This is a genomic window from Prescottella equi (assembly GCF_002094305.1).
Classification (GTDB): Bacteria; Actinomycetota; Actinomycetes; order Mycobacteriales; family Mycobacteriaceae; genus Prescottella; species Prescottella equi.
This window is the reverse complement of record NZ_LWTX01000001.1, coordinates 240,987-263,294: the sequence shown is the minus strand read 5'-3', so window position 1 is coordinate 263,294 and position 22,308 is coordinate 240,987. Positions and strand designations below refer to the sequence as shown.

General features: G+C 68.6%; 22 protein-coding genes. 4 read left to right on the top strand and 18 right to left on the bottom strand.

Annotated elements, in window-relative coordinates:
* Positions 1–16: 16 nt before the first annotated feature.
* From lpqB to A6I89_RS01220, 15 genes are all read right to left on the bottom strand, one after another.
* Positions 17–1,789, bottom strand: coding sequence for an MtrAB system accessory lipoprotein LpqB (gene lpqB / locus A6I89_RS01290; RefSeq protein WP_022597128.1), 1,773 nt, complete (start codon positions 1,787–1,789; stop codon positions 17–19).
* Positions 1,786–3,657, bottom strand: coding sequence for an MtrAB system histidine kinase MtrB (mtrB, locus tag A6I89_RS01285; protein WP_084978806.1), 1,872 nt, complete (start codon positions 3,655–3,657; stop codon positions 1,786–1,788). The genes lpqB and mtrB overlap by 4 nt, the downstream gene beginning before the upstream one ends.
* Positions 3,654–4,331: an MtrAB system response regulator MtrA gene (gene mtrA, locus A6I89_RS01280; RefSeq protein ID WP_005518730.1), complete on the bottom strand. Its 678-nt coding sequence runs from the start codon at positions 4,329–4,331 to the stop codon at positions 3,654–3,656. Before mtrA ends, mtrB begins: the two co-directional genes overlap by 4 nt.
* 66 nt (positions 4,332–4,397) lie before the next feature.
* Positions 4,398–5,066 carry a dTMP kinase gene (locus A6I89_RS01275; RefSeq protein ID WP_005518728.1) on the bottom strand — a complete coding sequence of 223 codons (669 nt, stop codon included), beginning with the start codon at positions 5,064–5,066 and terminating at the stop codon, positions 4,398–4,400.
* Positions 5,067–5,125: 59 nt separating this feature from the next.
* Positions 5,126–6,403 (bottom strand): metal-dependent hydrolase family protein, encoded by a 1,278-nt coding sequence (locus A6I89_RS01270; RefSeq protein ID WP_022597132.1) that lies wholly within the window; start codon positions 6,401–6,403, stop codon positions 5,126–5,128.
* Between the two features lie 119 nt (positions 6,404–6,522).
* Positions 6,523–8,001 (bottom strand): adenosylhomocysteinase, encoded by a 1,479-nt coding sequence (ahcY, locus tag A6I89_RS01265; protein WP_044991319.1) that lies wholly within the window; start codon positions 7,999–8,001, stop codon positions 6,523–6,525.
* A gap of 75 nt (positions 8,002–8,076) precedes the next feature.
* On the bottom strand, positions 8,077–8,685 hold the full coding sequence (locus tag A6I89_RS01260; RefSeq protein WP_005518722.1) for a TetR/AcrR family transcriptional regulator: 609 nt from the start codon (positions 8,683–8,685) through the stop codon (positions 8,077–8,079).
* Positions 8,686–8,718: 33 nt separating this feature from the next.
* Positions 8,719–8,901 (bottom strand): rubredoxin, encoded by a 183-nt coding sequence (locus A6I89_RS01255; RefSeq protein ID WP_005518720.1) that lies wholly within the window; start codon positions 8,899–8,901, stop codon positions 8,719–8,721.
* Positions 8,902–8,921: 20 nt separating this feature from the next.
* On the bottom strand, positions 8,922–9,083 hold the full coding sequence (locus A6I89_RS01250) for a rubredoxin (protein ID WP_005518718.1): 162 nt from the start codon (positions 9,081–9,083) through the stop codon (positions 8,922–8,924).
* Positions 9,080–10,297, bottom strand: coding sequence for an alkane 1-monooxygenase (locus A6I89_RS01245; RefSeq protein WP_022597136.1), 1,218 nt, complete (start codon positions 10,295–10,297; stop codon positions 9,080–9,082). The genes A6I89_RS01250 and A6I89_RS01245 overlap by 4 nt, the downstream gene beginning before the upstream one ends.
* Before the next feature lie 109 nt (positions 10,298–10,406).
* Positions 10,407–11,933 carry an amino acid permease gene (locus A6I89_RS01240; RefSeq protein ID WP_022597137.1) on the bottom strand — a complete coding sequence of 509 codons (1,527 nt, stop codon included), beginning with the start codon at positions 11,931–11,933 and terminating at the stop codon, positions 10,407–10,409.
* Between the two features lie 158 nt (positions 11,934–12,091).
* Entirely contained in the window at positions 12,092–13,330 is a 1,239-nt protein-coding gene (gene manA, locus A6I89_RS01235; protein WP_005518714.1) for a mannose-6-phosphate isomerase, class I, read from the bottom strand.
* Positions 13,330–14,445 (bottom strand): hypothetical protein, encoded by a 1,116-nt coding sequence (locus A6I89_RS01230; RefSeq protein ID WP_022597140.1) that lies wholly within the window; start codon positions 14,443–14,445, stop codon positions 13,330–13,332. Before A6I89_RS01230 ends, manA begins: the two co-directional genes overlap by 1 nt.
* 84 nt (positions 14,446–14,529) lie before the next feature.
* Positions 14,530–15,912, bottom strand: a complete 1,383-nt coding sequence (locus A6I89_RS01225; protein ID WP_022597141.1) for a phosphomannomutase/phosphoglucomutase — start codon at positions 15,910–15,912, stop codon at positions 14,530–14,532.
* A 189-nt stretch (positions 15,913–16,101) separates the two neighbouring features.
* Positions 16,102–16,500, bottom strand: a complete 399-nt coding sequence (locus A6I89_RS01220) for a DUF3499 domain-containing protein (protein WP_013416746.1) — start codon at positions 16,498–16,500, stop codon at positions 16,102–16,104.
* Positions 16,501–16,645: 145 nt separating this feature from the next.
* On the opposite strand from A6I89_RS01220, the gene A6I89_RS01215 reads away from it, so the two are divergent.
* Entirely contained in the window at positions 16,646–17,137 is a 492-nt protein-coding gene (locus A6I89_RS01215; RefSeq protein ID WP_037085013.1) for a metallopeptidase family protein, read from the top strand.
* A gap of 7 nt (positions 17,138–17,144) precedes the next feature.
* Here A6I89_RS01215 and A6I89_RS24740 read toward each other — a convergent pair whose 3' ends face one another.
* Positions 17,145–17,378 carry a WhiB family transcriptional regulator gene (locus A6I89_RS24740; RefSeq protein ID WP_172504596.1) on the bottom strand — a complete coding sequence of 78 codons (234 nt, stop codon included), beginning with the start codon at positions 17,376–17,378 and terminating at the stop codon, positions 17,145–17,147.
* 480 nt (positions 17,379–17,858) lie between these two features.
* On the opposite strand from A6I89_RS24740, the gene cofD reads away from it, so the two are divergent.
* From cofD to A6I89_RS01195, 3 genes are read left to right on the top strand one after another with little or no spacing between them, the layout of a single operon-like run.
* Positions 17,859–18,854 carry a 2-phospho-L-lactate transferase gene (gene cofD, locus A6I89_RS01205; RefSeq protein ID WP_022597145.1) on the top strand — a complete coding sequence of 332 codons (996 nt, stop codon included), beginning with the start codon at positions 17,859–17,861 and terminating at the stop codon, positions 18,852–18,854.
* Positions 18,851–20,218, top strand: a complete 1,368-nt coding sequence (locus A6I89_RS01200) for a coenzyme F420-0:L-glutamate ligase (protein WP_022597147.1) — start codon at positions 18,851–18,853, stop codon at positions 20,216–20,218. Before cofD ends, A6I89_RS01200 begins: the two co-directional genes overlap by 4 nt.
* Positions 20,219–20,782 carry an NUDIX hydrolase gene (locus A6I89_RS01195; protein ID WP_005518702.1) on the top strand — a complete coding sequence of 188 codons (564 nt, stop codon included), beginning with the start codon at positions 20,219–20,221 and terminating at the stop codon, positions 20,780–20,782. It begins immediately after the preceding gene.
* Positions 20,783–20,820: 38 nt separating this feature from the next.
* Here the strand turns inward: A6I89_RS01195 and A6I89_RS01190 are convergent, their stop codons facing one another.
* Both A6I89_RS01190 and A6I89_RS01185 read right to left on the bottom strand, forming a co-directional pair.
* Positions 20,821–21,468 carry a CoA transferase subunit B gene (locus A6I89_RS01190; RefSeq protein ID WP_022597149.1) on the bottom strand — a complete coding sequence of 216 codons (648 nt, stop codon included), beginning with the start codon at positions 21,466–21,468 and terminating at the stop codon, positions 20,821–20,823.
* Positions 21,465–22,211 carry a CoA transferase subunit A gene (locus tag A6I89_RS01185; protein WP_022597151.1) on the bottom strand — a complete coding sequence of 249 codons (747 nt, stop codon included), beginning with the start codon at positions 22,209–22,211 and terminating at the stop codon, positions 21,465–21,467. The genes A6I89_RS01190 and A6I89_RS01185 overlap by 4 nt, the downstream gene beginning before the upstream one ends.
* Between the last annotated feature and the right edge of the window lie 97 nt (positions 22,212–22,308).

The window sequence follows — 22,308 nt, the reverse complement described above, 5'->3', positions numbered from 1 at the left end:
GCCGCTCGAAGCCGGGTCAGCCCGGCAGGACCGGAACCGCCTTGGTCCCGGCCAGGCCGGGCACCTCCCGCCAGTACCGGTCACCGGCCGGATCGTTGTTGTTGAGCTGGAACACCGCACGCGCATCCGCCACGTACTCGGTGGTGGACGTCGCGTCGACGGCCGTCACCGGCGCCGTCAGGTTCCGGCTCGGCAACGAATCCATCCGCGACCCGTCGACCGCCAGCTGGACCACCGGGACGTCGGATCCGCCGCGCGCGACGACCACCGTGTCCCCGGTACTCCAGTCGAGCGAGATCGCCGGCCCGCCGAGGCCGTGCGCGATCGCCCGCGGGCTGGTGAGCGAGTACGCGCCGTCCGGCATCTGGACGACCGTGGCGACGTACACCTTCCCGTCGATGATCATCGCGGCGCGGACGCCGTCGCGGGAGAGCCGCAACTCCGTGATCGGGCCACCGATCGCGCCGAGCGCGCCGCTCTCCACGTTCATCGTGGTCAACTTGCCGGTGCCGGTCTCCCGGACCACCCGCACCACGGTCGACCCGTTCACGACCGCCCAGACGCTGGCGCCGTCGACGCCCCACGACGGTCGCGTCACGGACTGCGCCTCGAGCGCGGTCGCCACGTTGCCGTCGTACGTCCCCACCACCAGGGCCGTCTGCGGCTCGGGTGCCGGCCGCCGGGTCTCCGCCACGGCCGCGACGAGGGCGCCGTCACGCGAGATCGCGACGGAACGGAGGTTGTCCGACGCCCCGAAATACCCGGGAACCTGCGTCACGGCGCCGTCGTCGACGGCGACCAGCCCGCCGCCGCGCAGCGCGTGCAACCCGACGGAGGCGCTCGACGTCGCAAGCGGATTCAACGAGGCGACGTCCGCGGTGGTCCAGCCGTCGGCATACCGCGAATCGAGCGGTTGGCCGTCGGCCAGGAGCACGTAGGGTCCCGAGATGTCGGCGTTGGCCAACGTCCAGACCACCTGCGCCGCAAGTAGTTCGCGCGACTGCGCGTTCATCTTGCTGAGCCCCTGGAAGTCCACTCGGATGCCGCCGAGTCCCACCCCGACCTGGGACGAACGTCCGTCCGCCTTGGTGATGGTGCCGAGCACCGACACTCCCGAGCCCAGCTCGTTGCGCACCGCGCCGGCGAGCGAAGGCTTGGGACCGTCGATGAGCAGCCCGATCAACTGCGTCGCCATCTGGTCCTGGCTGGCCGCGACCCACCGTGGATCCGGCACCACGGTGGTGGCACTCGGATCCAGGAAGTACAGCGACTTGCGTTGGTACGAATTCAGGAACTGCGGGCGATCCATGATGACGCCCGACGGCAGGTCGTCGATGCGCCACTCGCCGTCGACCTTGACCCAGCTGAACTTGGCCTCGAAGGTGCCCTCCTGGGCCTGGTAGAGGCCACCCGGTTCGAGCTGCCCCACCCGGTTGGCCCGGATCGTGTACACGGCGCGGTCCGCGGTTCGCGATTCGAGGATGAGGTCGATCTTGTCGACGATGGTCGCGCTCGCGGCGTCGTCCCACCGCGCCGAGGTCTCCTTGGTGAGGAACTGCCGAGCGGCGAGGTGCCGGTTGGCGGGATCGGTGCTCGCCTTGACGAAATCGCGAAGCAACAGGTCCGGCTCGCGTCCGGGCGCGGGCGCCTCGACACTCGTGGTCGGCATCGAGCGTTGGATCGTCCCGATCGCCTGCGGGGCGGACGAATCCGGCAGGTTGGCGCAACCCGTCGCGCCGACGATCACGGCACCGAGCACCGCGCACAGCACCGCCCGCGCCCGGCTCACGATTCCCTCTCCCGCACCCTCGGCACGGTCGGACTCTCGTCCGGATCGGGCTGCGGAGCCGTCGTCGGCAGGTCCTCACCCGCCCCGGTGGTAGCCATCGTGGGCTCCGAGACGACGGGAGCCGTGGGCGTCGAGACGATCGGGGGCGTGGGCTCCGACACCGCCGGGGCCGCGGTTTCCGCAGAGCCCTCCGCCGACGCCTCGTCGGCCCCGGTCGCGGCGGGCGCGCCCGGCAGCGGCCGACCCTGGATGTACTTGGCGACGCCGGGCTTGAGCGGCAACGGACTCCGCGACACCTTGCGCCCCCGCACCCGCGGCAGCGTCAACCGGAAGCACGCACCCTCGCCGGGCTCGCCCCAGGCCTCGAGCATGCCGTTGTGCAGGTTCGCGTCCTCGACGCTGATCGCCAGCCCCAGGCCGGTGCCGCCGGACCGGCGGACACGCGACGGGTCCGAGCGCCAGAATCGGTTGAACACCAGCTTCTCCTCCCCCGGCCGCAGACCGACACCCTGGTCGCGCACGATGAACGCCGCGGCGTCGTCGTCCGCCCGCAACCGCAGCAGCACGGGCTTGCCCTCACCGTGGTCGATCGCGTTGGCGAGCAGGTTGCGCAGGATCCGCTCGACGCGGCGGGGATCGACTTCCGCGACCACCGGCTCCTCCGGCAAGTCGACGATCAGTTCTGTCGACGTCTCCTTCGCGAGATGACGCACCGTCGAGACCGCGGCGCGTGCACACATGCGCAGGTCCAGCTGCTCGGACGCCAGTTCGGCGACGCCGGCGTCGTGGCGCGAGATCTCGAGCAGGTCGCCGAGCAGGCTCTCGAAGCGGTCGAGCTCGGCGACGAGCAGTTCGGACGAACGCTTGAGCACGGGATCGAGCTCGTCACTGCTGTCGTGGATGAGGTCGGCAGCCATTCGCACCGTGGTCAGCGGGGTCCGCAGCTCGTGGCTCACGTCGGAGGTGAACCGCTTCTGCAGGTTGCCGAACTCCTCGAGCTGCGTGATCTGCTTCGACAGGCTCTCCGCCATCTCGTTGAACGACATCGCCAGGCGCGCCATGTCGTCCTCGCCGCGCACCGGCATGCGCTCCTTGAGTCGACCGTCCGCGAAGCGCACCGCGATGCGCGACGCAGAGCGGATCGGCAACATGACCTGACGCGCCACAAGCATCGAGATGGCCGCGAGCAGCACCGCCAGCACGGCGCCGCCGATCAGCAGCGTGCCGCGCATCAGCGACAGACTGCTGTCCTCGCTTGCGAGGGGGAACACCAGGTACAGCTCGAGTGTGGCGATGTCCGACGCGGTCGGGCTGCCGATGATGAGCGCGGGACCGGAGTAGCCGTCGGGGTCGTTGACGGTCGCGAACTGGTAGCTGATCTGGTTCGCGCGCACGAATTCCCGCAGGCTCTCCGGGATCTGCTCGGCCGGGCCACTCGACGTCGGCTCGCGTGGACCGTCCCCCGGCACGATGAGCACCGGGTCGAAGGTGCCCGCCGAACCGGACGTCTGGCCGGCGTCGGACTCCCGGTTGGTCAGCGCCAACCGGGCCGCGTCCAACCGGACCTGCAGCGATCCGCTGTCGTCGGCGCCGGACAGCTGCGCCTCCACGGTCCCCCGCGCGCGGTCGAGTTCCTCGCTCGCCGCCGTGATCTTGGCGTCGAGGAGGCGATCGGTGAGCTGACTGGTGAGCACCACACCGAGAATCGTGATGACGATCAACGACAGCGACAGCGCCGAGACCACGACGCGCAGCTGCAGCGACCTACGCCACGAATGAGCGAGCCAGTTGCCGGAAGCCCGACACCAGCGGATCAGCGGAGAGAACGCCCTGTTGACTCGCCGCCGGTTCCGTCCGGCACCGATCACGGCGGTCCGGCCTTGTAGCCGACCCCCCTGACTGTGAGCACCACCTCCGGGTTCTCAGGATCCTTCTCGACCTTCGCGCGCAGCCGCTGCACGTGCACGTTCACCAGTCGGGTGTCGGCGGCGTGGCGGTAACCCCACACCTGCTCGAGCAGCACCTCGCGGGTGAAGACCTGACGCGGCTTGCGGGCCAGCGCCACCAGGAGATCGAACTCGAGGGGCGTCAGCGAGATCAGCGCGTTGTCGCGGGTGACCTTGTGCGCCGGGACATCGATCATGATGTCGCCGATGCTGAGCACCTCTGCCGGCTCCTCCTCGGTGCGACGCAGCCGGGCGCGGACCCGGGCGACCAGTTCCTTGGGCTTGAACGGCTTCATGATGTAGTCGTCCGCCCCGGACTCGAGCCCGAGTACCACGTCGACGGTGTCCGTCTTGGCGGTGAGCATCACGATCGGCACGCCGGACTCGGCCCGCAGGACACGGCAGACGTCGATGCCGTTCATGCCGGGAAGCATGAGGTCGAGCAGCACCAGGTCCGGACGCGTCTCACGGACGGCCGTCAGTGCCTGGCTGCCGTCGCCCACCACGTAGGGTTCGAACCCCTCCCCACGAAGCACGATGGTGAGCATCTCGGCGAGCGCCGTGTCATCGTCGACAACCAGAATCCTTGGCTTCATATCCCTATCGTTACATCTTCGAGGCTGCTTGATGTGGAAAGGCGCGTACACGCCCCGGCGTGCCGCTCAATGTTGCGACGGCAGGCCTCTCCGCTGATGCAAGACTGCCAGTTTATCGGCCAGAATGCCCGGATCGGTGTCCGGTGTGAGCGTCCACCACGGGGAATTCCAGTCCGCGGCCGCCAGCTCGCGGTACACCTCACCGGTCCTCGCCTGCAGGCCACTGTCCTTCTCGTACGCGTCCAGCGTGCGGGAAACGTCCTCCGCCTCGCGGGCCCGGGCACGCTGCTCGGCCAGCGCGACGGGCACGTCGAGGTACAGCTGGAGGTCCGGGCGCGGCAACCCGAGGCGGTCGAACTCGAGGTTCTCGATCCAGCCGACGAATTCGCCGTCGCCGCCCTCGTGCATCCGGGCGGCGCCGTACGCCGCGTTGGAGGCGACGTACCGGTCGAGGATCACGACGTCGTGCGCGGCGACGAGGTCGCGCAACCGGTCGGCAGCGCCCGCCCGGTCGAGGGCGAACATCACCGCCATCGCGTGCACCGACGCACTCAGGTCGCCGTGCGCGCCTTTGAGGGCCTCGGACGCGAGGTCGGCGTGGATCGACGTCCCGTACCGCGGAAAGTCGAGAGTCGCGACGTCCAGGCCGTCCGCTTCGAGTCGCGCGACGACCTTGCCCACCAGCGTGCGCTTACCGGCACCGTCGAGCCCCTCCAGGGCGATCAGCATTCCCACGACGGTCGAGCCTATCGGTGGTCACCGCCGGACGCCCGGACCTGGGGACGGGACGGCGGTCACAACGTGTTCTTGTGAACGACGCCGCCCTTGACGATGACGTCGAGGTGCTTGTCCGGGTCGGCGAGCAGCGACAGGTCCTCGAGCGGATTCCCGTCCACCAACAGCACGTCGGCCCACGCGCCGGGGGCGATCACGCCGAACGGGGCGTCCCGGTACGGGTCCCGCTCCCCCGCCAGACGGAACAGTCGGGCATTGCCCGACGTCAGCATCCTCAGCGCCTCCAGGTTGCCGAAGTAGTCGGCCAGGCGTGCCGCCATCGCGCTCTGCCGCGCGGCGGACTCGGGTTCGAGGAGCAGATCGGTACCGAAGGCGACCCGCACCCCGTGTTTGCGCGCCCAGCCGTAGACCTGTTCGACCCCGCCGCAGATCTCCCGGTTCTTCTCGGCGCGATCCGGATCCGGGTAGTGGTGGTCGTCCTCGGCGAACGGCTGCATCGACAGCCACACGTCACGCTCGGCCATGAGGGCGACGGTGTCCTCGTCCGCGAGATGTCCGTGCTCGATCGACTTCACGCCGGCCTCGATGGCCCGCCTGATGCCGGTGACGTTGTAGACGTGGGTGGCGACGTAGGTCCCGTAGTCGGTGGCCGCGTCGACCGCCGCCCGAAGCTCACGGGCGGTGAACTGCACCGTGTACAGCGGGTCGTACATCGACGCCGCGCCACCGCCGACCATCAGCTTGATCTGCGAGGCCCCGCGCTTGAGTTGTTCGCGCACCGCCGCGAGTACCTGCGATTCACCGTTCGCGATGCGCATGAATCCGATTGCCTCGGAGCGGTTCTCGACACCCCCCAGCTCGGTGGGCGTGTCGTAGACGAACCCGAAGTCGCCGTGTCCGCTGGTCTGGGAGATCGCCGCCTGGCACGGATAGATTCGCGGCCCCGGGAACTGGCCCCGGTCTATCGCGGTCTTGATGCTCGCGGTGTCGCCGGCCATGTCCCGCACGGCGGTGAAGCCGCGCAGCAGCATGTTCCGGGCCTCCGCGGTCCCGTTGAGCGCGATGTGCGCCTGCGTCCCCGTGAGCAGATCAAGATACGAGTTCGCATTACCCACCAGGTGCACGTGCGCGTCGCTCATCCCCGGCATCAGCACCCGGCCCCCGCCGTCGACGACGACGGTCGGCCGGCCCGGTGCCTCCCCGATGGGCGATCCCGACACCGCCTCGATCCGGTCGCCGTCGATCAGCACGTCGCCGTGCACGAGGTCCGCGGACTCACCGTCGAACACCCGCACGTCGCGAAACAACAGCCGCTCGCCACTCCCCGTTGCCGCCATACCCTCGGACCCTAGCGAGCGGGCGCGCCCGGGGCGGCCGGATAACGGCATCGGCCGGGGATCGTGACCACGATCCCCGGCCGATGCCGTGACTGATTACGACGAATGTCGCGGGTACCTCAGTAGCGGTAGTGCTCCGGCTTGTACGGACCCTCGACGTCGACGCCGATGTACTCGGCCTGATCCTTCGTCAGCTTGGTGATGGAGCCACCGAGCGCTTCGACGTGGATCTTCGCGACCTTCTCGTCGAGGTGCTTGGGCAGGCGGTACACCTCGTTGTCGTACTCCTCCGGCTTGGTCCACAGCTCGATCTGCGCGATCGTCTGGTTCGCGAACGAGTTCGACATCACGAACGACGGGTGACCGGTGGCGTTGCCCAGGTTGAGCAGGCGTCCCTCCGACAGCACGATGATCGAGTGGCCGTCGGCGAACGTGAACTCGTCGACCTGCGGCTTGATGTTGATCCGCGTGACGTCGCCGGCCCGCTCGAGGCCCGCCATGTCGATCTCGTTGTCGAAGTGGCCGATGTTGCCCAGGATCGCCTGGTGCTTCATCTGCTTCATGTGCTCGAAGGAGATGATGTCCTTGTTGCCGGTCGCGGTGATGACGATGTCGGCCTCACCGATGAACTCCTCGACGGTCTTGACGTCGTAGCCGTCCATCATCGCCTGCAGCGCGTTGATCGGGTCGATCTCGGTGACCGTGACGCGCGCGCCCTGGCCGCGCAGCGCCTCGGCGCAACCCTTGCCGACGTCGCCGTAGCCGCACACCAGCGCCGCCTTGCCGCCGATCAGCACATCGGTGCCGCGGTTGATGCCGTCGAGCAGCGAATGGCGGGTGCCGTACTTGTTGTCGAACTTGCTCTTGGTGACCGAGTCGTTGACGTTGATCGCCGGGAAGGCCAGCTCGCCTGCAGCGGCGAACTGGTACAGGCGCAGCACGCCCGTGGTGGTCTCCTCGGTGACGCCCTTGACCGACTCGGCGATCGCGGTCCACTTGCCACCGTCGGCCTCGAGCGACTTGCGCAGCAGCGCCAGGAACACCTTGTACTCGTCCGAGTCGTGCTCGTCGTCGGTGGGCGGGACCACGCCGGCCTTCTCGTACTGTGCGCCGCGCAGCACCAGCATCGTGGCGTCGCCGCCGTCGTCGAGGATCATGTTCGCGGTGGTACCGGGCCACGTGAGCATCTGCTCGGCTGCCCACCAGTACTCCTCGAGGGTCTCGCCCTTCCATGCGAAGACCGGGACACCCTTGGGCTCGTCGACGGTGCCGTGCTGGCCGACGACGACGGCCGCGGCCGCGTGATCCTGCGTCGAGAAGATGTTGCACGACGCCCACCGAACCTCAGCACCGAGGGCCGTCAAGGTCTCGATCAGGACCGCGGTCTGGATCGTCATGTGCAGCGAGCCGGAGATGCGAGCGCCCTTGAGCGGCAGAACGTCTGCGTACTCACGGCGGAGCGCCATGAGACCGGGCATCTCGTGCTCGGCGAGACGGATCTCCTTGCGGCCGAACTCGGCGAGCGACAGATCCGCCACCTTGAAGTCGATGCCGCCGCGGTGCTCTACCACCGGCTCCGATGAAACTGAGGTCGTCATGTGCCTCTCCTGTTGGCTGTCTGGGTTGGCTCCCAGGCTATCGGGTGCCGATCCGCCCCGGGGGACGGGACGTGCCTACGCCCGGGTCACGACGTCGACGAAGGGGGCGAGCAGGGCCGCCAACTCCTGGGCGTCGTCCCGATCGGACGTCGGCGGCATCGACACGTAGCTCAGTGCGATACGCACGATGCCGTGTCCCAGCACCGTCGAATCGCCCTCCGACGCCTGAATCCAGCTCAGCCGGAAGGTCTCTGCCAGCCGCCCCGTGGCCCGCTCGATGAGCGGCGCGCTGTCGGTGGTGACGATGCGCAGAAGGTCCGGTTTCGCCGCGCCCGTCCGCAACGACCGAACCAACGGGTCCGCGCCACTGGCCTGGAAGAAGCCGGTGAAGCCGTCCACCAGCGCCGCACGCGCGTCGCCCTCGTGTCGGTAGACGGCGTCGGTGACGGCGTCGACGAAGCGGTCCACCAATCGCAGCGCGTAGCCGTTCGCGAGACCCTGCCGCGACCCGAACTCGTTGTACAGCGTCTGCCGGCTCACGCCGACAGCCGCCGCGACGTCGGTCATCGTGACCCCCGACCAGTCCCGTTCGAGCAGGAAGTCGTGGACCGCGTCGAGGATCGACTCGCGCAGCAGCAGTCGCGACGCCTCCTGGTAGGGCACACGTGGCTGGGGCTCGGTCATGACGTCGAGCCTAGTGGCGGCACGCCCCCGGCCTCAGCTGCGCTCGACCTCGACCATGAAGAAGTCCTCCTTCGCGGCGCCGCAGTCGGGACAGCGCCAGTCGTCGGGAATGTCCTCCCATCGCGTCCCAGGGGCGATGCCCTCGTCGGGCCAGCCGAGTTCCTCGTCGTACTCGAATCCGCACTGCGCGCACTGATAGAGCTTGTAGTCCTTCATGATCCCTGTCCTCTTTCCCGTCAGACGGGTTCGAAATCGATCTTCTCCCGGACACCGCAGTCGGGGCAGCACCAGTCGTCGGGCACCGTCGCCCACGACGTCCCCGCCGGGAACCCCTCACGGGGAGCTCCGACGGCCTCGTCGAACACGAACTCGCACACCGGGCAGCGATACGCGCTCATGCCGCTCCCCCGTGGGCCGCGAGCAGCTTCTCCCGCCTACTCGGCTGCAGGTTGACCTTCGTGATGTCACCGTCGTAGTGGGCGAGGACCTTTCGATCCATCACCGCCCGCCACAGGGGCGGCACGTACGCGAGCATGATCATGCTGGCGTACCCGCTCGGCAGGTTCGGCGCGATGTCCATGCTCCGCAGCGTCTGGTAGCGCCGCGTCGGGTTGGCGTGGTGGTCGCTGTGCCGCTGCAGGTGGTACAGGAAGATGTTGGTGCAGATGTGATCGCTGTTCCAGCTGTGAGCGGGCGTGCACCGTTCGTAACGCCCACTCTCGGTGCGCTGCCGCAGCAACCCGTAGTGCTCGAGATAGTTGACGGTCTCCAGCAGGGAGAACCCGAACACGGCCTGCAGCAACAGGAACGGCGCCACTTCCCAGCCGAAGATCGCGATCATCGCGCCGAACAACACCACCGACATCAGCCACGCGTTCAGCACGTCGTTCCGAATTGTCCACGGCCCCTTACCGAGCCGCTCCAGGCGCGCCTTCTCCAGGCGCCAGGACGACCGCAGACTGCCCCACACGCTGCGCGGGAGGAATGCCCAGAAGCTCTCCCCGAAGCGTGAACTCGCGGGGTCCTCGGGGGTCGCGACCCGCACGTGGTGGCCGCGGTTGTGCTCGATATAGAAGTGGCCGTAGAACGACTGCGCGAGCGTGATCTTCGACAGCCATCGTTCCAGGTCGTCCTTCTTGTGGCCGAGTTCGTGCGCGGTGTTGATGCCGATCCCGGCCACGCACCCGACACTGATCGCGAGACCGATCTTCGAGACCAGGCCCAGGCCCCCGTCGATCCCGAGCCAGCTCAGGTCGTCCGCCGACCACAGGTAGCACGCGACCACCACCGTGACGATCTGCAGCGGGATGTACGCGTAGGTGCACCAGCGGTAGTACCGATCGTTCTCGAGCTGTTCCATAACCTCGTCGGGCGGGTTCTGCCCGTCCGCCCCGAAGGCGAGGTCGAGGATCGGCAGCAGCACGTAGACGAGCAGCGGACCGATCCACCACCACACCGGCGCCACCGCCCCGAGCCCGACCCGATTGAACGCCCAGACCAGCGCGAGCGCCAGGAAGATCGCGGTGGGCGGAATCAGGCCCAGCAGCCACAGATAACGCTTCTTGTCGCGCCAAACCGGCACTTCCGTTTCGACAGCTCCGTCCGCCGCCATGATCGTCCCCTTCCACGAGGCCACTCCAACGTGAGCATCATCACCCTGGAATTGACGATACGCGTCCTCGTGTATGGGGTCTAGACAATCGCAAAGATTTGTAAACCGGTCAGGATTTCTCCTTCGCCTCCGCCGCCGCCGCGCGCTCGCGAACCCCGATCATGGAGTGCCGGCGACTGTAGGCGAAGTAGACCACCACACCGATCGCCATCCAGACGATGAAACGCAGCCAGGTCTCGACGGAGAGGTTGAACATCAGCCACAGGCAGGAGAGCACCGCCAGGATCGGGACGAGCGGTACCAACGGCACCCGGAAGCCGCGCGGCAGGTCCGGACGCGTGCGACGCAACACCACGACGCCGATCGACACCAGCACGAACGCGAACAGCGTTCCGATGTTCACCATTTCCTCGAGCGTGCCGATCGGGAAGAACGCGGCGAGAACGGCGACGACGACACCGACCAGCACCGTGATCCGCACGGGGGTGCCGTGCTTACCGGTAGGCGCGAGGCTCCTCGGCATCAGGCCGTCCCGCGACATCGCGAACAGCACGCGGGTCTGGCCGAGCATGAGGACCATGACGACGGTGGTGAGGCCGGCGAGGGCGCCGAACGAGATGAGATTCTTCGCCCAGTCCATGCCGTTGATCGCGAACGCCGTCGCGAGCGTGGAGTCGTCGCCGGCGAGGTCGGTGTACTTCACCATTCCGGTGAGCACGAGGGAGACCGCCACGTAGAGCACCGTCACGATCGCGAGCGATCCGAGAATGCCGCGCGGCAACGCCTTCTGCGGATTCTTGGTCTCTTCCGCGGTCGTCGCCACGACGTCGAAGCCGATGAACGCGAAGAACACGAGGCTGGCAGCCGCGAGGAGGCCGTACCAGCCGAATGTGCTGCCGCCGGCGCCGGTGACGAACGAGAACAGCGACTGGTGGATGCCCTCACCGGTCGATCCGGCCTCGGACGGCGGAATGTACGGGGAGTAGTTCTCGCCCTTGATGTAGAAGGCGCCGACCACGACGACGAACAGCACGACCGCAACCTTGATCGCGGTGATCACCGCGGAGACCCGCGACGACAGTTTCGTGCCGGTCGCCAGGAGGACGGTGATGATCGCGATGATGAGGACCGCGCCCCAGTCGATTTCACGAGAACCGATGTGCAGCACGGGGCTCGAGCTGCCCAGCACCTCACCGAGGTACAGCGACCAGCCCTTCGCCACCACCGACGCCGCGAGTGCGAACTCCAGGATCAGATCCCAGCCGATGATCCAGGCGACGAACTCACCGAAAGTCGCGTACGAGAAGGTGTACGCGCTGCCCGCGACGGGGACTGTCGACGCGAATTCCGCGTAACACAGGGCCGCCAACGCACACGCGACGGCCGCGAACACGAACGCCAGCGATACCGACGGCCCCGCAATGTTGCCGGCCGTCCGCGCGGTGAGGGTGAAGATGCCGGCGCCGATCACGACCGCGACGCCGAAGACCGTCAGGTCCCACGAGGTGAGGTCCTTGCGGAGTTTGGTCTCCGGCTCGTCGGTTTCCAGAATCGACTGCTCGACCGACTTGGTGCGGAACAGACCTGATCGTGATCGTGCGCGGGTACTACCGACATTCGGGTCGGACGTCGCCATCGCTGCCTCCTCGGAGGTGGGGATGGAGAAAGCCTATGCCGGTGGGACGCCGCCAGCACGGTTTCGCGACACGCCGCCTGACCTGGGACGAAACACCCAAACGGCACTCGCGCGGTATACGCGCGGCCCGATCTCGGACCGGGTCGCGGAACGGGGCGTCAGCCCCCCACCCCGGCCCGGAAGATCTGGGTGTCGTCGGCGCAGGCCTGGATGTGAACCTCGTTGTCCGACGCCGAGATCCAGGCCGCACCGCCCCGCTCGAGAACGAGCGAGTGCGGGCCGCACCCGAGCTTGGCCGCACCCGACGTGCACAGCAGGATCTGCGGGCCGTCCGGCTCGATCGTCACGGAGACCTCGGAACCGGCGTCCGACGCGTCCAGGTCGATGCGGGTCAGCACGAACTCCGCCGCGGGAGTCGCGTAGGCCACCTCGCCGGGCCGGCCGGTCGGAGCCGGCGCCAGCAACGGCACGTCGACGGAGTCGAAGTCGAGCACGCGCAGCAGTTCCGGCACATCCACGTGCTTGGGGGTGAGCCCGCCCCGCAGCACGTTGTCGGAGTTCGCCATGATCTCGACTGCCGTTCCGTGCAGGTAGGCATGGAGGTTGCCGGCGGCCAGGAACAAGCCCTGCCCGGGTTCGAGCGTGATGCGGTTGAGCAGCAGCGCCGCGAGCACCCCTGCATCACCCGGGTAGCCCTCGCTCAGTTCGAGCGCGGTTCGCGCCTCGGGGACGAACTCGGCCTCGGCCGCGTCGGGCCGCGACAGGTACCGGACACAGCCGTCGAGCACGGGAGGCAACAGCGCCGACAGTGCCGGCGACGGCAGCGTGATCCACGTCGTGAACAGTGCGCGCAGACCGTCCGGGTCCGGCTGGCCGGCCAGCAGACCGACGTAGGGCGCAAGTTGTTCGACCTCGAGCGCCTGCAGGAACCGCACGGTGCGGTGCGGATCCCGGAACCCGGCCAGCGCCTCGAACCTGGTGAGTGCGACGACCAGTTCCGGCTTGTGGCTCGCGTCGCGGTAGTTGCGTTCCGCCGAATCCACGGGGATACCCACCGCGTCCTCGCGCGCGAACCCCTCACGGGCCTGTTCCGCACTGGGATGCGCCTGCAGCGACAACGGTTCCTCGGCGGCCAGCACCTTCAGCAGGAAGGGCAGCCGCTCACCGAACTGCGCGACGCTCCGCTCCCCGAGTTCGGACAACGGCGCGGCGTCGATGACGTCCCGCAGCGAACGGGTGCCGCCGTCCTCGATCACGTGTGCGGGATCGCCGGGATGCGCTCCCAACCACAGTTCCGCCTCCGGGTGTGCACTGGGGCTCGGACGACCGCACAGTTCTGCGAGCGCGGTCCGCGACCCCCATGCGTACGACCGGAGCGCCCCTTCGAGTTGGCGCACTAGTTACCACCGATCAGACGTAGATAGGCCGCGCTCATCTCGAGTCGGCCGACGAGAATTGCGAGTTGCTCGACGTCGGTTCGCGTACCCCCGGGCCCTGGCGACCGCGATGCCGACCCGGCGAGGTCCGGCGCGCTCTCGCTGCCGTCGGCGACGACGACGTCGGCGTCGGGAAGAGCCGCGACGCGACGTTCGACCAGTGCCCGATTCTCTTCGAGCGCCAGCACCACGACACGCACGGCCGCAGCGGGGGCCGGACCGTCGAGTTCCTCGTCGTGGAAGAACGGGTCGTAACCGGCCGCGGTGCCGGACGGGAACCGGCGCACGCCGCTCACCGCATCGGGCAGGTCCGTCGCGGCGGCCACGTCCGCTCCGACGCGCAGCAGCGCCTCGCTGCCGTGCCGCGCCACGAGCGCGGTCGTCCGGGAATCCCCGGTGAGCACGACACGTCGGCCCTGCATCCGCGCGGCCAACGACTTCGCCGGATTGTGGAAGACCTCGTTCGACGGGTGATCGCGCACCGCCTCCGCGTCGACCACGTCGGCGAGACGGTCGAGATCCGGGACGATCTTCGCCGTCCGCTCCGCGTCGACGGCGACGAGGACCGCCAGGAACGCTGCGAGGTACCGGAGCAGTCCGTGTTGACCTGGGACGGCGACGCGGGGCGGCAGGAGCAGGGCCCGCCCGGCACCCGCAGCACGCATCGGGCCTTCGTCCGGGGCGACCACGACGACCTCGGCGCCGCGCCGCAGCGCGCTGTCGACGGACTCGACGAGGCGCGGGTCACCCGCATCGTCACCGGCGACGACCACCACGTCGAGCGGACCCACCCAGGGCGGTGTCCCGACGGCTCCGAGTACCGGGACCCCGATGCGGCTACCGACGGCGGCCTGGGTCAGTTCCGCGGCCCGGGACGCGCTGCCCTCGCCACTGACCAGGACGACGCTGCGCGGCTGCATGCCGTGCAGCCGGGCCAGTGCGTTCTCGTGCACCGCGGCCGCGTTCGCACGGATCTGGGCACCGCCGAGCGCCGCGAACCTGAGTGTGCCGTCGACATCGGCAGCGAGCAGGGCGTCGACATCGTCGAGATCGAGCAGAGACGACGGAGCTGTCATGGCGAACACACCTCCCTTTCACTCCCACTCAACCCTGTCCCCCCGACGAGTCCAGGTGAATCGAGTATCCCAGCAATCGACGTTCTAGGCGCGGACCGTTCCCAGGATCTCGGTGACGAGCGCGTCCACGTCGGCGGACGTGCGGGCCTCCACGTTCAATCGCAGCAGCGGCTCGGTGTTGGAGGCGCGCAGGTTGAACCAGGCACCGTCACCCAGGTCGACGGTGACGCCGTCGAGACGATCCACGGAGACCGTGCGGTCCGCGAACTGCGCGAGGACGGCCTCGGTGCGCTCGGACGCGTCCGCGACGGTCGAGTTGATCTCGCCGGACGCGGCGTATCCCTCGTACGACGCCATCAGCTCCGACAGCGGCCGCTCCTGCTCACCGAGGGCGGCGAGGACGTGCAGTGCCGCGAGCATGCCGGAGTCGGCGCCCCAGAACTCACGGAAGTAGTAGTGCGCCGAGTGCTCGCCACCGAACACCGCGCCGGTCTCGGCCATCTGCTGCTTGATGAAGGAGTGGCCGACACGGGTGCGAACGGCCGTGCCGCCGAGCTTCTCGACGAGTTCCGGCACGAAACGCGACGTGATGAGGTTGTGGATGATCGTGGCGCCGGGCTCCTTCGCCAGCTCGCGATCGGCGACCAGCGCCGTCACCGCCGACGGCGAGACCGGGTCGCCCTTCTCGTCGACCACGAAGCACCGGTCGGCGTCGCCGTCGAAGGCCAGCCCGATGTCGGCGCCCGTCTCGCGCACGAACTTCTGCAGGTCGACCAGGTTGGCCGGATCCAGGGGGTTCGCCTCGTGGTTGGGGAAGGTGCCGTCGAGCTCGAAGTACAGCGGCAGCACCGTGACGGGCATGGGATCGAACACCGCCGGGACCGTATGGCCGCCCATGCCGTTGCCGGCGTCGACGGCGATCTTCAGCGGCCGAAGGTCGGCCAGTTCCACCAGGCCGCGGACGAAGCTCGCGTACTCGGCGAGCACGTCCTGCTCGGACACCGTGCCCGCGTCTCCGTCGTACGCGGGCACACCCTCCGCGACCTCACGTGCGATGACGGCGAGACCGGTGTCCTGCCCCACCGGCCTGGCGCCCGCGCGACACAGCTTGATGCCGTTGTACTTCGCCGGATTGTGGCTGGCGGTGAACATCGCACCGGGGCAGTCGAGGATGCCGGAGGCGAAGTAGAGCTGGTCGGTCGACGCGAGCCCGATGTGCACGACGTCGAGGCCCTGCCCGACGACGCCTTCCGCGAACGCCCGGGACAGTTCGGGTGACGATGCGCGCATGTCGTGTCCGATCGCGACGCGGGTCACCGGCGCGATGCCGGTCGCCTCGTCGCGGACCAGCCGAGCGAACGAGGCACCGACGTCGCGGACGAACTCGACATCGATCTGCTCGCCGACGACACCACGCACGTCGTAGGCCTTGATCACGGCATTCACGGATTCGACGGATCGAGCCACTGCTGGTTACTCCTGCTGTTCGTAGATGCGACAGACGGGGCTTTTCGGGCCGATTCGTCCACCGGGTCGATCACCGAGCCTAGTGGGGACCGTGCCGGGTTCGCCTCCCGAGCGGCAGCGCCGGGCGCGTGGTAGGCCTCCGAGCGGAGAACGGCGGTCGCCGAGGGCGCTGTCGCGCGCCGGGACGGATCAGTTGGCGGGGTCGGGTAAGACGCGCAGATGACCGCGCCGACCGGTCCGCACCGTGGGCGGCGCCGACGGCACCGAAGCACCGGACCGGGACTCCGGCGAGCCGTCGTCGGTGCGGGGGCGCTCCCCCAGGCCGGCCTCGCGGACCGCTTCGGCCAGCGCGGTGAGATCGTCCTCGTCGGGTGTGCTGGACGAGAAACCGCCCTCGTAACGCACGAGTTCCCAGCCCTTGGGGGCGGTGATGCGCGACGCGTGGGTCTCGCACAGGTCCCACGAGTGCGGCTCTGCCACCGTGGCCAGCGGACCCACGACGGCGGTGGAATCCGAGTACACGTACGTCAAGGTGGCGACAGCAGGGTTCTTGCACCCAGGCCGGCAGCATCGACGCAGTGATCTCACAAGCAAGGAGACTAACCCCATGTGTCCGGTTGGCATACTCGGACACACCGAGGAAGCGATTCCGGGACTGCTCGCACGCGTCCGTGCCACAGGTCACCGGCGGCGTCCAGGGGTGCGGTTCGGCGGTCGCGGTAATCTCCACGGCATGGCCAGATCTCGTCGCCCTCGCCCGCTGACGTCGCGCTCGGTCGCGCGCCGGGGCCGCGGCATCCGGGGACCGCTGTTCCCGCCGGATCTGCCGGCAGCGCGCACCCGCGCGGAGAAGTTCGACCAGTTGGTGCTGGGAGCTTTCGAGCCGATCGATGCACGATGGCACGACCGCCTCACCAAGCTGGACATCGCGGTCGACGAAGTGCCGCGTATTCGCGCCATCGACCCGGATTCGGTGAACTGGCCACCGGAAGTCGTCGCAGACGGACCGGTGCCGCTGTCGCGTCTCATCCCCGCGGGCATCGATCGGCGCGGGACGGCGACGCGCGCACGCATCGTCCTGTTCCGGCGCCCGATCGAATTGCGCGCCAAGGATCCTCAGGACCTCGAAGACTTGGTGCACGACGTCCTGGTGGAGCAGGTGTCCACCTATCTCGGCGTGGACCCCGAAGTGATCGACCCCGATCTGCCGGGAGCCGACGAGTAACGAATCGTCAGATGATGCCGCGCTTGAGGCGCCGGCGTTCGCGTTCCGACAGCCCGCCCCAGATACCGAAGCGCTCGTCGTTGGCGAGTGCGTACTCGAGGCATTCGCCCCGCACCTCGCACCCGAGGCAGATGCGCTTGGCCTCACGCGTCGATCCGCCCTTCTCGGGGAAGAACGCCTCGGGGTCGGTCTGCGCGCACAGCGCCCGGTCCTGCCACTGTTCCTCGGCCGGGTCGACCATCGCGTCGAGTCCCGGGATCAGACTGAGCTGCGGGACGGTCACGCCGAGTTCGAAGTCGACGGCGTCGCCGAGCGACACATGTGCGTCCGAATCGGCCTGCGGCTCGTCGTCGACAACGCTCAGAGGAGTGTCGAACTCATACTGCCGGTACTCGTACTGCTGGTACTGCATCGCTCCGCCTCCCCACCTGTGTTCTAGCGCAGAATTAGTCGATCGATCTCGATGGAAATCACGCCGTTCTCGCCTCGAGGGCTACCCGTGCAACGGCCCGAACGATGGTTCGAACCGACAGCCGCTCCAGATGAACTCGCCCCTCGAACCTGGAATGACATACATGTGATTAGACATGCCCTGGCGTGTCGGGTCAAGCTGAACGGGAAAAGTCGTTTACTATCCGCGCCCCATCGCACAGCGTGGTAGAACCCGGTTCGATGAGACAGCCTCGATCAGCACTGAGCGACAACGCATAGGCTTCGGGTTGTGAAGGTGACTGTATTGGTTGGCGGCGTCGGAGGGGCCCGTTTCCTCCAAGGTGTTCGAAATCTGCTCGGCGACGACTCGGCGACGCCGGACGCGTCGTCCGATCACGAGATCACGGCGATCGTCAACGTGGGTGACGACGTCTGGATGCACGGGCTGCGTATCTGCCCCGATCTCGACACGTGCATGTACACCCTCGGCGGGGGTATCGACCCGGAACGTGGCTGGGGTCACGTCGGCGAAACCTGGAATGCCAAAGAGGAACTCGCGGCGTACGGCGCCCAGCCCGACTGGTTCGGACTCGGCGATCGCGACATCGCCACGCACCTCATCCGCAGCCAGATGCTGCGGGTCGGCTACCCGCTCTCGGCCGTCACCGAAGCCCTCTGCAGGCGTTGGCAGCCCGGTGTCTCGCTGTTGCCGGTCAGCGACGACCGCAGCGAGACCCACGTCGTCATCACCGACCCCGAGGATCCCACCGGCGAGCAGCAGAAGGCGATCCACTTCCAGGAATGGTGGGTCCGGTACCGCGCCCAGGTTCCCACGCACAGCTTCGCGTACATCGGTGCGGAGCAGGCGAAGCCGGCCCCCGGAGTCCTCGAGGCGATCGAGTCCGCGGACGTCGTGCTACTCGCGCCGTCGAATCCGGTCGTGAGCATCGGCGCCGTTCTCGCCGTCCCCGGGATCCGCGGCGCACTGCGCACCACCAAGGCGAAGATCGTGGGACTGTCGCCCGTCATCGACGGAAAGCCGTTGCGCGGCATGGCGGACGAGTGTCTCGAGGTGATCGGCGTGGAGACCTCCGCCGAAGCGATCGGCCGCCACTACGGTGCACGTTCGGGTACCGGAATCCTCGACGGCTGGCTCGTGCACTCCACCGACCGGGCCGACGTCCCCGGCGTCGAGGTCCGCAGCGTCCCCCTGCTGATGACCGACCCCGAGGCCACGGCCGAGATGGTCCGCGCCGCCTTCGACGTGGCCGGAGTGAGCCTGTGAACGACCGGAGTGAGCCTGCGAGCGTGCGCGATCACGGCGCCGGTCGGGCGATCGAGATCGTGCCCGTCACCGGGCTTCCCGAGTTCCGGCCCGGCGACGACCTGGCCGGCGCGATCGCGGAGGCGGCACCGTGGCTCGCCGACGGCGACGTTCTCGTCGTGACCAGCAAGGTGTTCTCGAAGGTCGAGGGCCGGATCGTGGCCTCCCCCACCGACCCCGACGAGCGGGACGCTGCCAGGCGGCGCCTCGTCGACCAGGAGGCAGTCCGGGTGGTGGCCCGCAAGGGGCGCACTCTCATCACCGAGAACCGACTGGGCATCGTGCAGGCGGCGTCGGGCATCGACGGCTCGAACGTGGACGGCGCCGAATTGGCGCTGCTGCCCGAGGACCCGGACGGCAGTGCCCGAAAGTTGCGGTCCGACATCGAGTCCCGTCTGGGCGTCGACGTCGCCGTCGTCGTCACGGACACGATGGGACGGGCGTGGCGCATCGGCCAGATCGACGCCGCGATCGGGGCCTCGGGTGTGCCGGTCCTGCACGCGTACGCCGGTGCGGTCGACGGCCAGGGCAACGAACTGTTCGTGACGGAGGTCGCGGTCGCCGACGAGATCGCGGCGGCAGGCGATCTCGTGAAGGGCAAGCTCGGTGGAGTGCCCGTCGCGGTCGTCCGGGGGCTGGGTCTCGAAGACGACGGGTCGGCCGCCGAGAAGCTGATCCGCCGCGGACCCGAGGACCTGTTCTGGCTCGGCACCGCGGAGTCGGTGGAGATGGGTCGCCGCGAGGCGTTGCTGCTGCGCCGGTCGGTGCGTGAGTTCTCCCACGACGTCGTCGACCCCGACGCACTGCGGGACTCGATCGCGGAAGCGCTGACCGCACCCGCACCGCATCACACCCGGCCGGTGCGGTTCGTGTGGCTGCGCAGCCGTGACGTCCGCGGCCGCCTGCTCGACGCGCTGCAGCAGCGCTGGCGCGACGACCTCGCCGCCGACGGATTGAGCGCCGAGTGGATCGAACGTCGAGTTCGCCGCGGCGACATCCTCTTCCGCGCACCCGAGGTCGTGATCCCGTTCTGCGTGCCCGACGGCGCACACGACTACCCCGACGAGCGCCGTACCCGTGCCGAGTCGACGATGTTCACCGTCGCGGTCGGCGCGGCGGTACAGGGTCTGCTGGTCTCGCTCGCGACCCGTGGCCTCGGCAGCTGCTGGATCGGTTCGACGATCTTCGCGGCCGACACCGTCCGGGCCGAGCTCGACCTTCCCGACGACTGGAAGCCCCTGGGCGCGATCGCGGTGGGACATCCGGTGCAGCCGCTGACGCCCCGCAAGCCGGTCGCGCCGGGCGACGCCCTCGTGGAGCTGTAGATGTCGGCGCGGTCACTGCACGCGTCCGCACGCGAGGCGCTGCAGAACTGGGAAGCGGACTCCGACGACGCGGAGTCGTTGCGGCACACGATGCTCGCGTTTCTCGACTCCGCACCCGACGGCTGCCTGCGCTCGCACGCACCCGGGCACATCACCGCGTCGTCGCTCGTCCTGGACGAGGACGGACGGCACGTTCTGTTGACACTCCACCCGCGGGTGGGCCGGTGGATCCAGCTCGGCGGGCACTGCGAGCCCGGCGACGAGACCGTCGTCGACGCGGCCCTGCGCGAGGCGCGCGAGGAGTCCGGCATCGAGGGGCTGCGTATCGAGCCGCGAATGCTGTCCGCGCACACGCACCCGATCACGTGCTCACTGGGCGTGCCCACCCGCCACCTCGATCTGCGTTTCCTCGTCACCGCGCCCGGACCGGCGTCGGAGGTACCGATCACCATCAGCGACGAGTCGCAGGATCTGCGCTGGTTCCCGCTCGACGACCTGCCGGAAGGCGCCGAGAAGGAGACGATCGACCATCTGGCGCTCCGCGCCCGTGCGCCTTTTCGGTAGCTGCAACTACCGAAAAGGCGCACGGGCGGCGAAGCCGCCTACACCAGCAGCTTCGCCGCAGTGGCACCGACCACATCGTCGACGCCGATGCCGGGGGCCGTCTCGACCAGCCGCAAGCCCTCGTCGGTGACGTCGAGGACGGCCATGTCGGTGATGATCCGCTGGACGCAACCCTTGCCGGTGAGCGGCAGGGTGCACTCGTCGAGGATCTTGGATTCGCCCTTCTTGGAGACGTGTTCCATCATCACGATCACCCGCTTGGCGCCGTGGACGAGGTCCATCGCACCGCCCATGCCCTTGACAATGTGGCCGGGGATCATCCAGTTGGCGAGATCACCGCGGGCGCTGACCTGCATCGCGCCGAGGACGGCGACGTCCACCTGACCGCCGCGGATCATCCCGAACGACTGCGACGAGTCGAAGTACGACGCGCCCGGCAGGACCGTGACGGTCTCCTTGCCCGCGTTGATCAGTTCGGGGTCGAGTTCGTCCTCGGTGGGGTACGGGCCCACGCCGAGCACTCCGTTCTCGGAGTGCAGCACGACGGTGATGTCCTCGGGAATGTAGTTCGGCACCAGAGTCGGCATGCCGATGCCGAGGTTGACGTACTGACCGTCGGCGAGTTCCCGGGCGACCCGGGCGGCCATCTGCTCGCGGGTCAGCTTCTGCGCAATTGCCTGAGTCATGCTCGTACCGTTCGCTTCTCGATTCCGACATTGACCTTGCCCACGTGCACCACCCGCTGCACGTGGATGCCCGGGGTGTGAATCTGGTCCGGGTCCAGCTCGCCGGGTTCGACGAGGTGCTCGACCTGCGCGATGGTGATCCGGCCCGACGCCGCGGCGGGCGGGTTGAAGTTGCGCGCGCTGCGGCGGTACACGAGGTTGCCGTGGCGGTCGCCCTTCCACGCGTGGACGAGCGCGTAGTCGGCGGCGATGCCGCGCTCCATGACGTAGGTCGTGCCGTCGAACTCGCGGGTCTCCTTGACCGGGCTCGCGACCGCGACACCGCCGTTGCCGTCGTAGCGGCGCGGCAGCCCGCCCTCGGCCACCTGCGTTCCGACGCCGGCCGGAGTGAAGAACGCGGGGATGCCCGCGCCGCCGGCACGCAACCGCTCGGCGAGCGTGCCCTGCGGCGTCAGCTCCACCTCGAGCTCACCGGACAGGTACTGGCGCGCGAACTCCTTGTTGTCGCCCACGTACGAACTGATGGTTCGTCGGATGCGGCCCTTCTCGAGCAGCACACCCAGACCGAAGCCGTCGGTCCCACAGTTGTTGCTCACCGTCTCGAGGTCGGTGGCGCCCTGGTCGAGAAGCGCGCCGATGAGGATCTCCGGCACTCCGACCAGGCCGAACCCGCCGACGGCGATCGTCGCGCCGTCCGGCACGTCTGCGACGGCCTCGGCCGCTGTGGCAATGACTTTGTCCATCATGGCGGCCAGCATACGACGCTTCGTACGTAATGTGAACCACCGTCCGCATCATGAACACGCCACCGCTCGGCATTGATCGCAGCGACCCGACGCA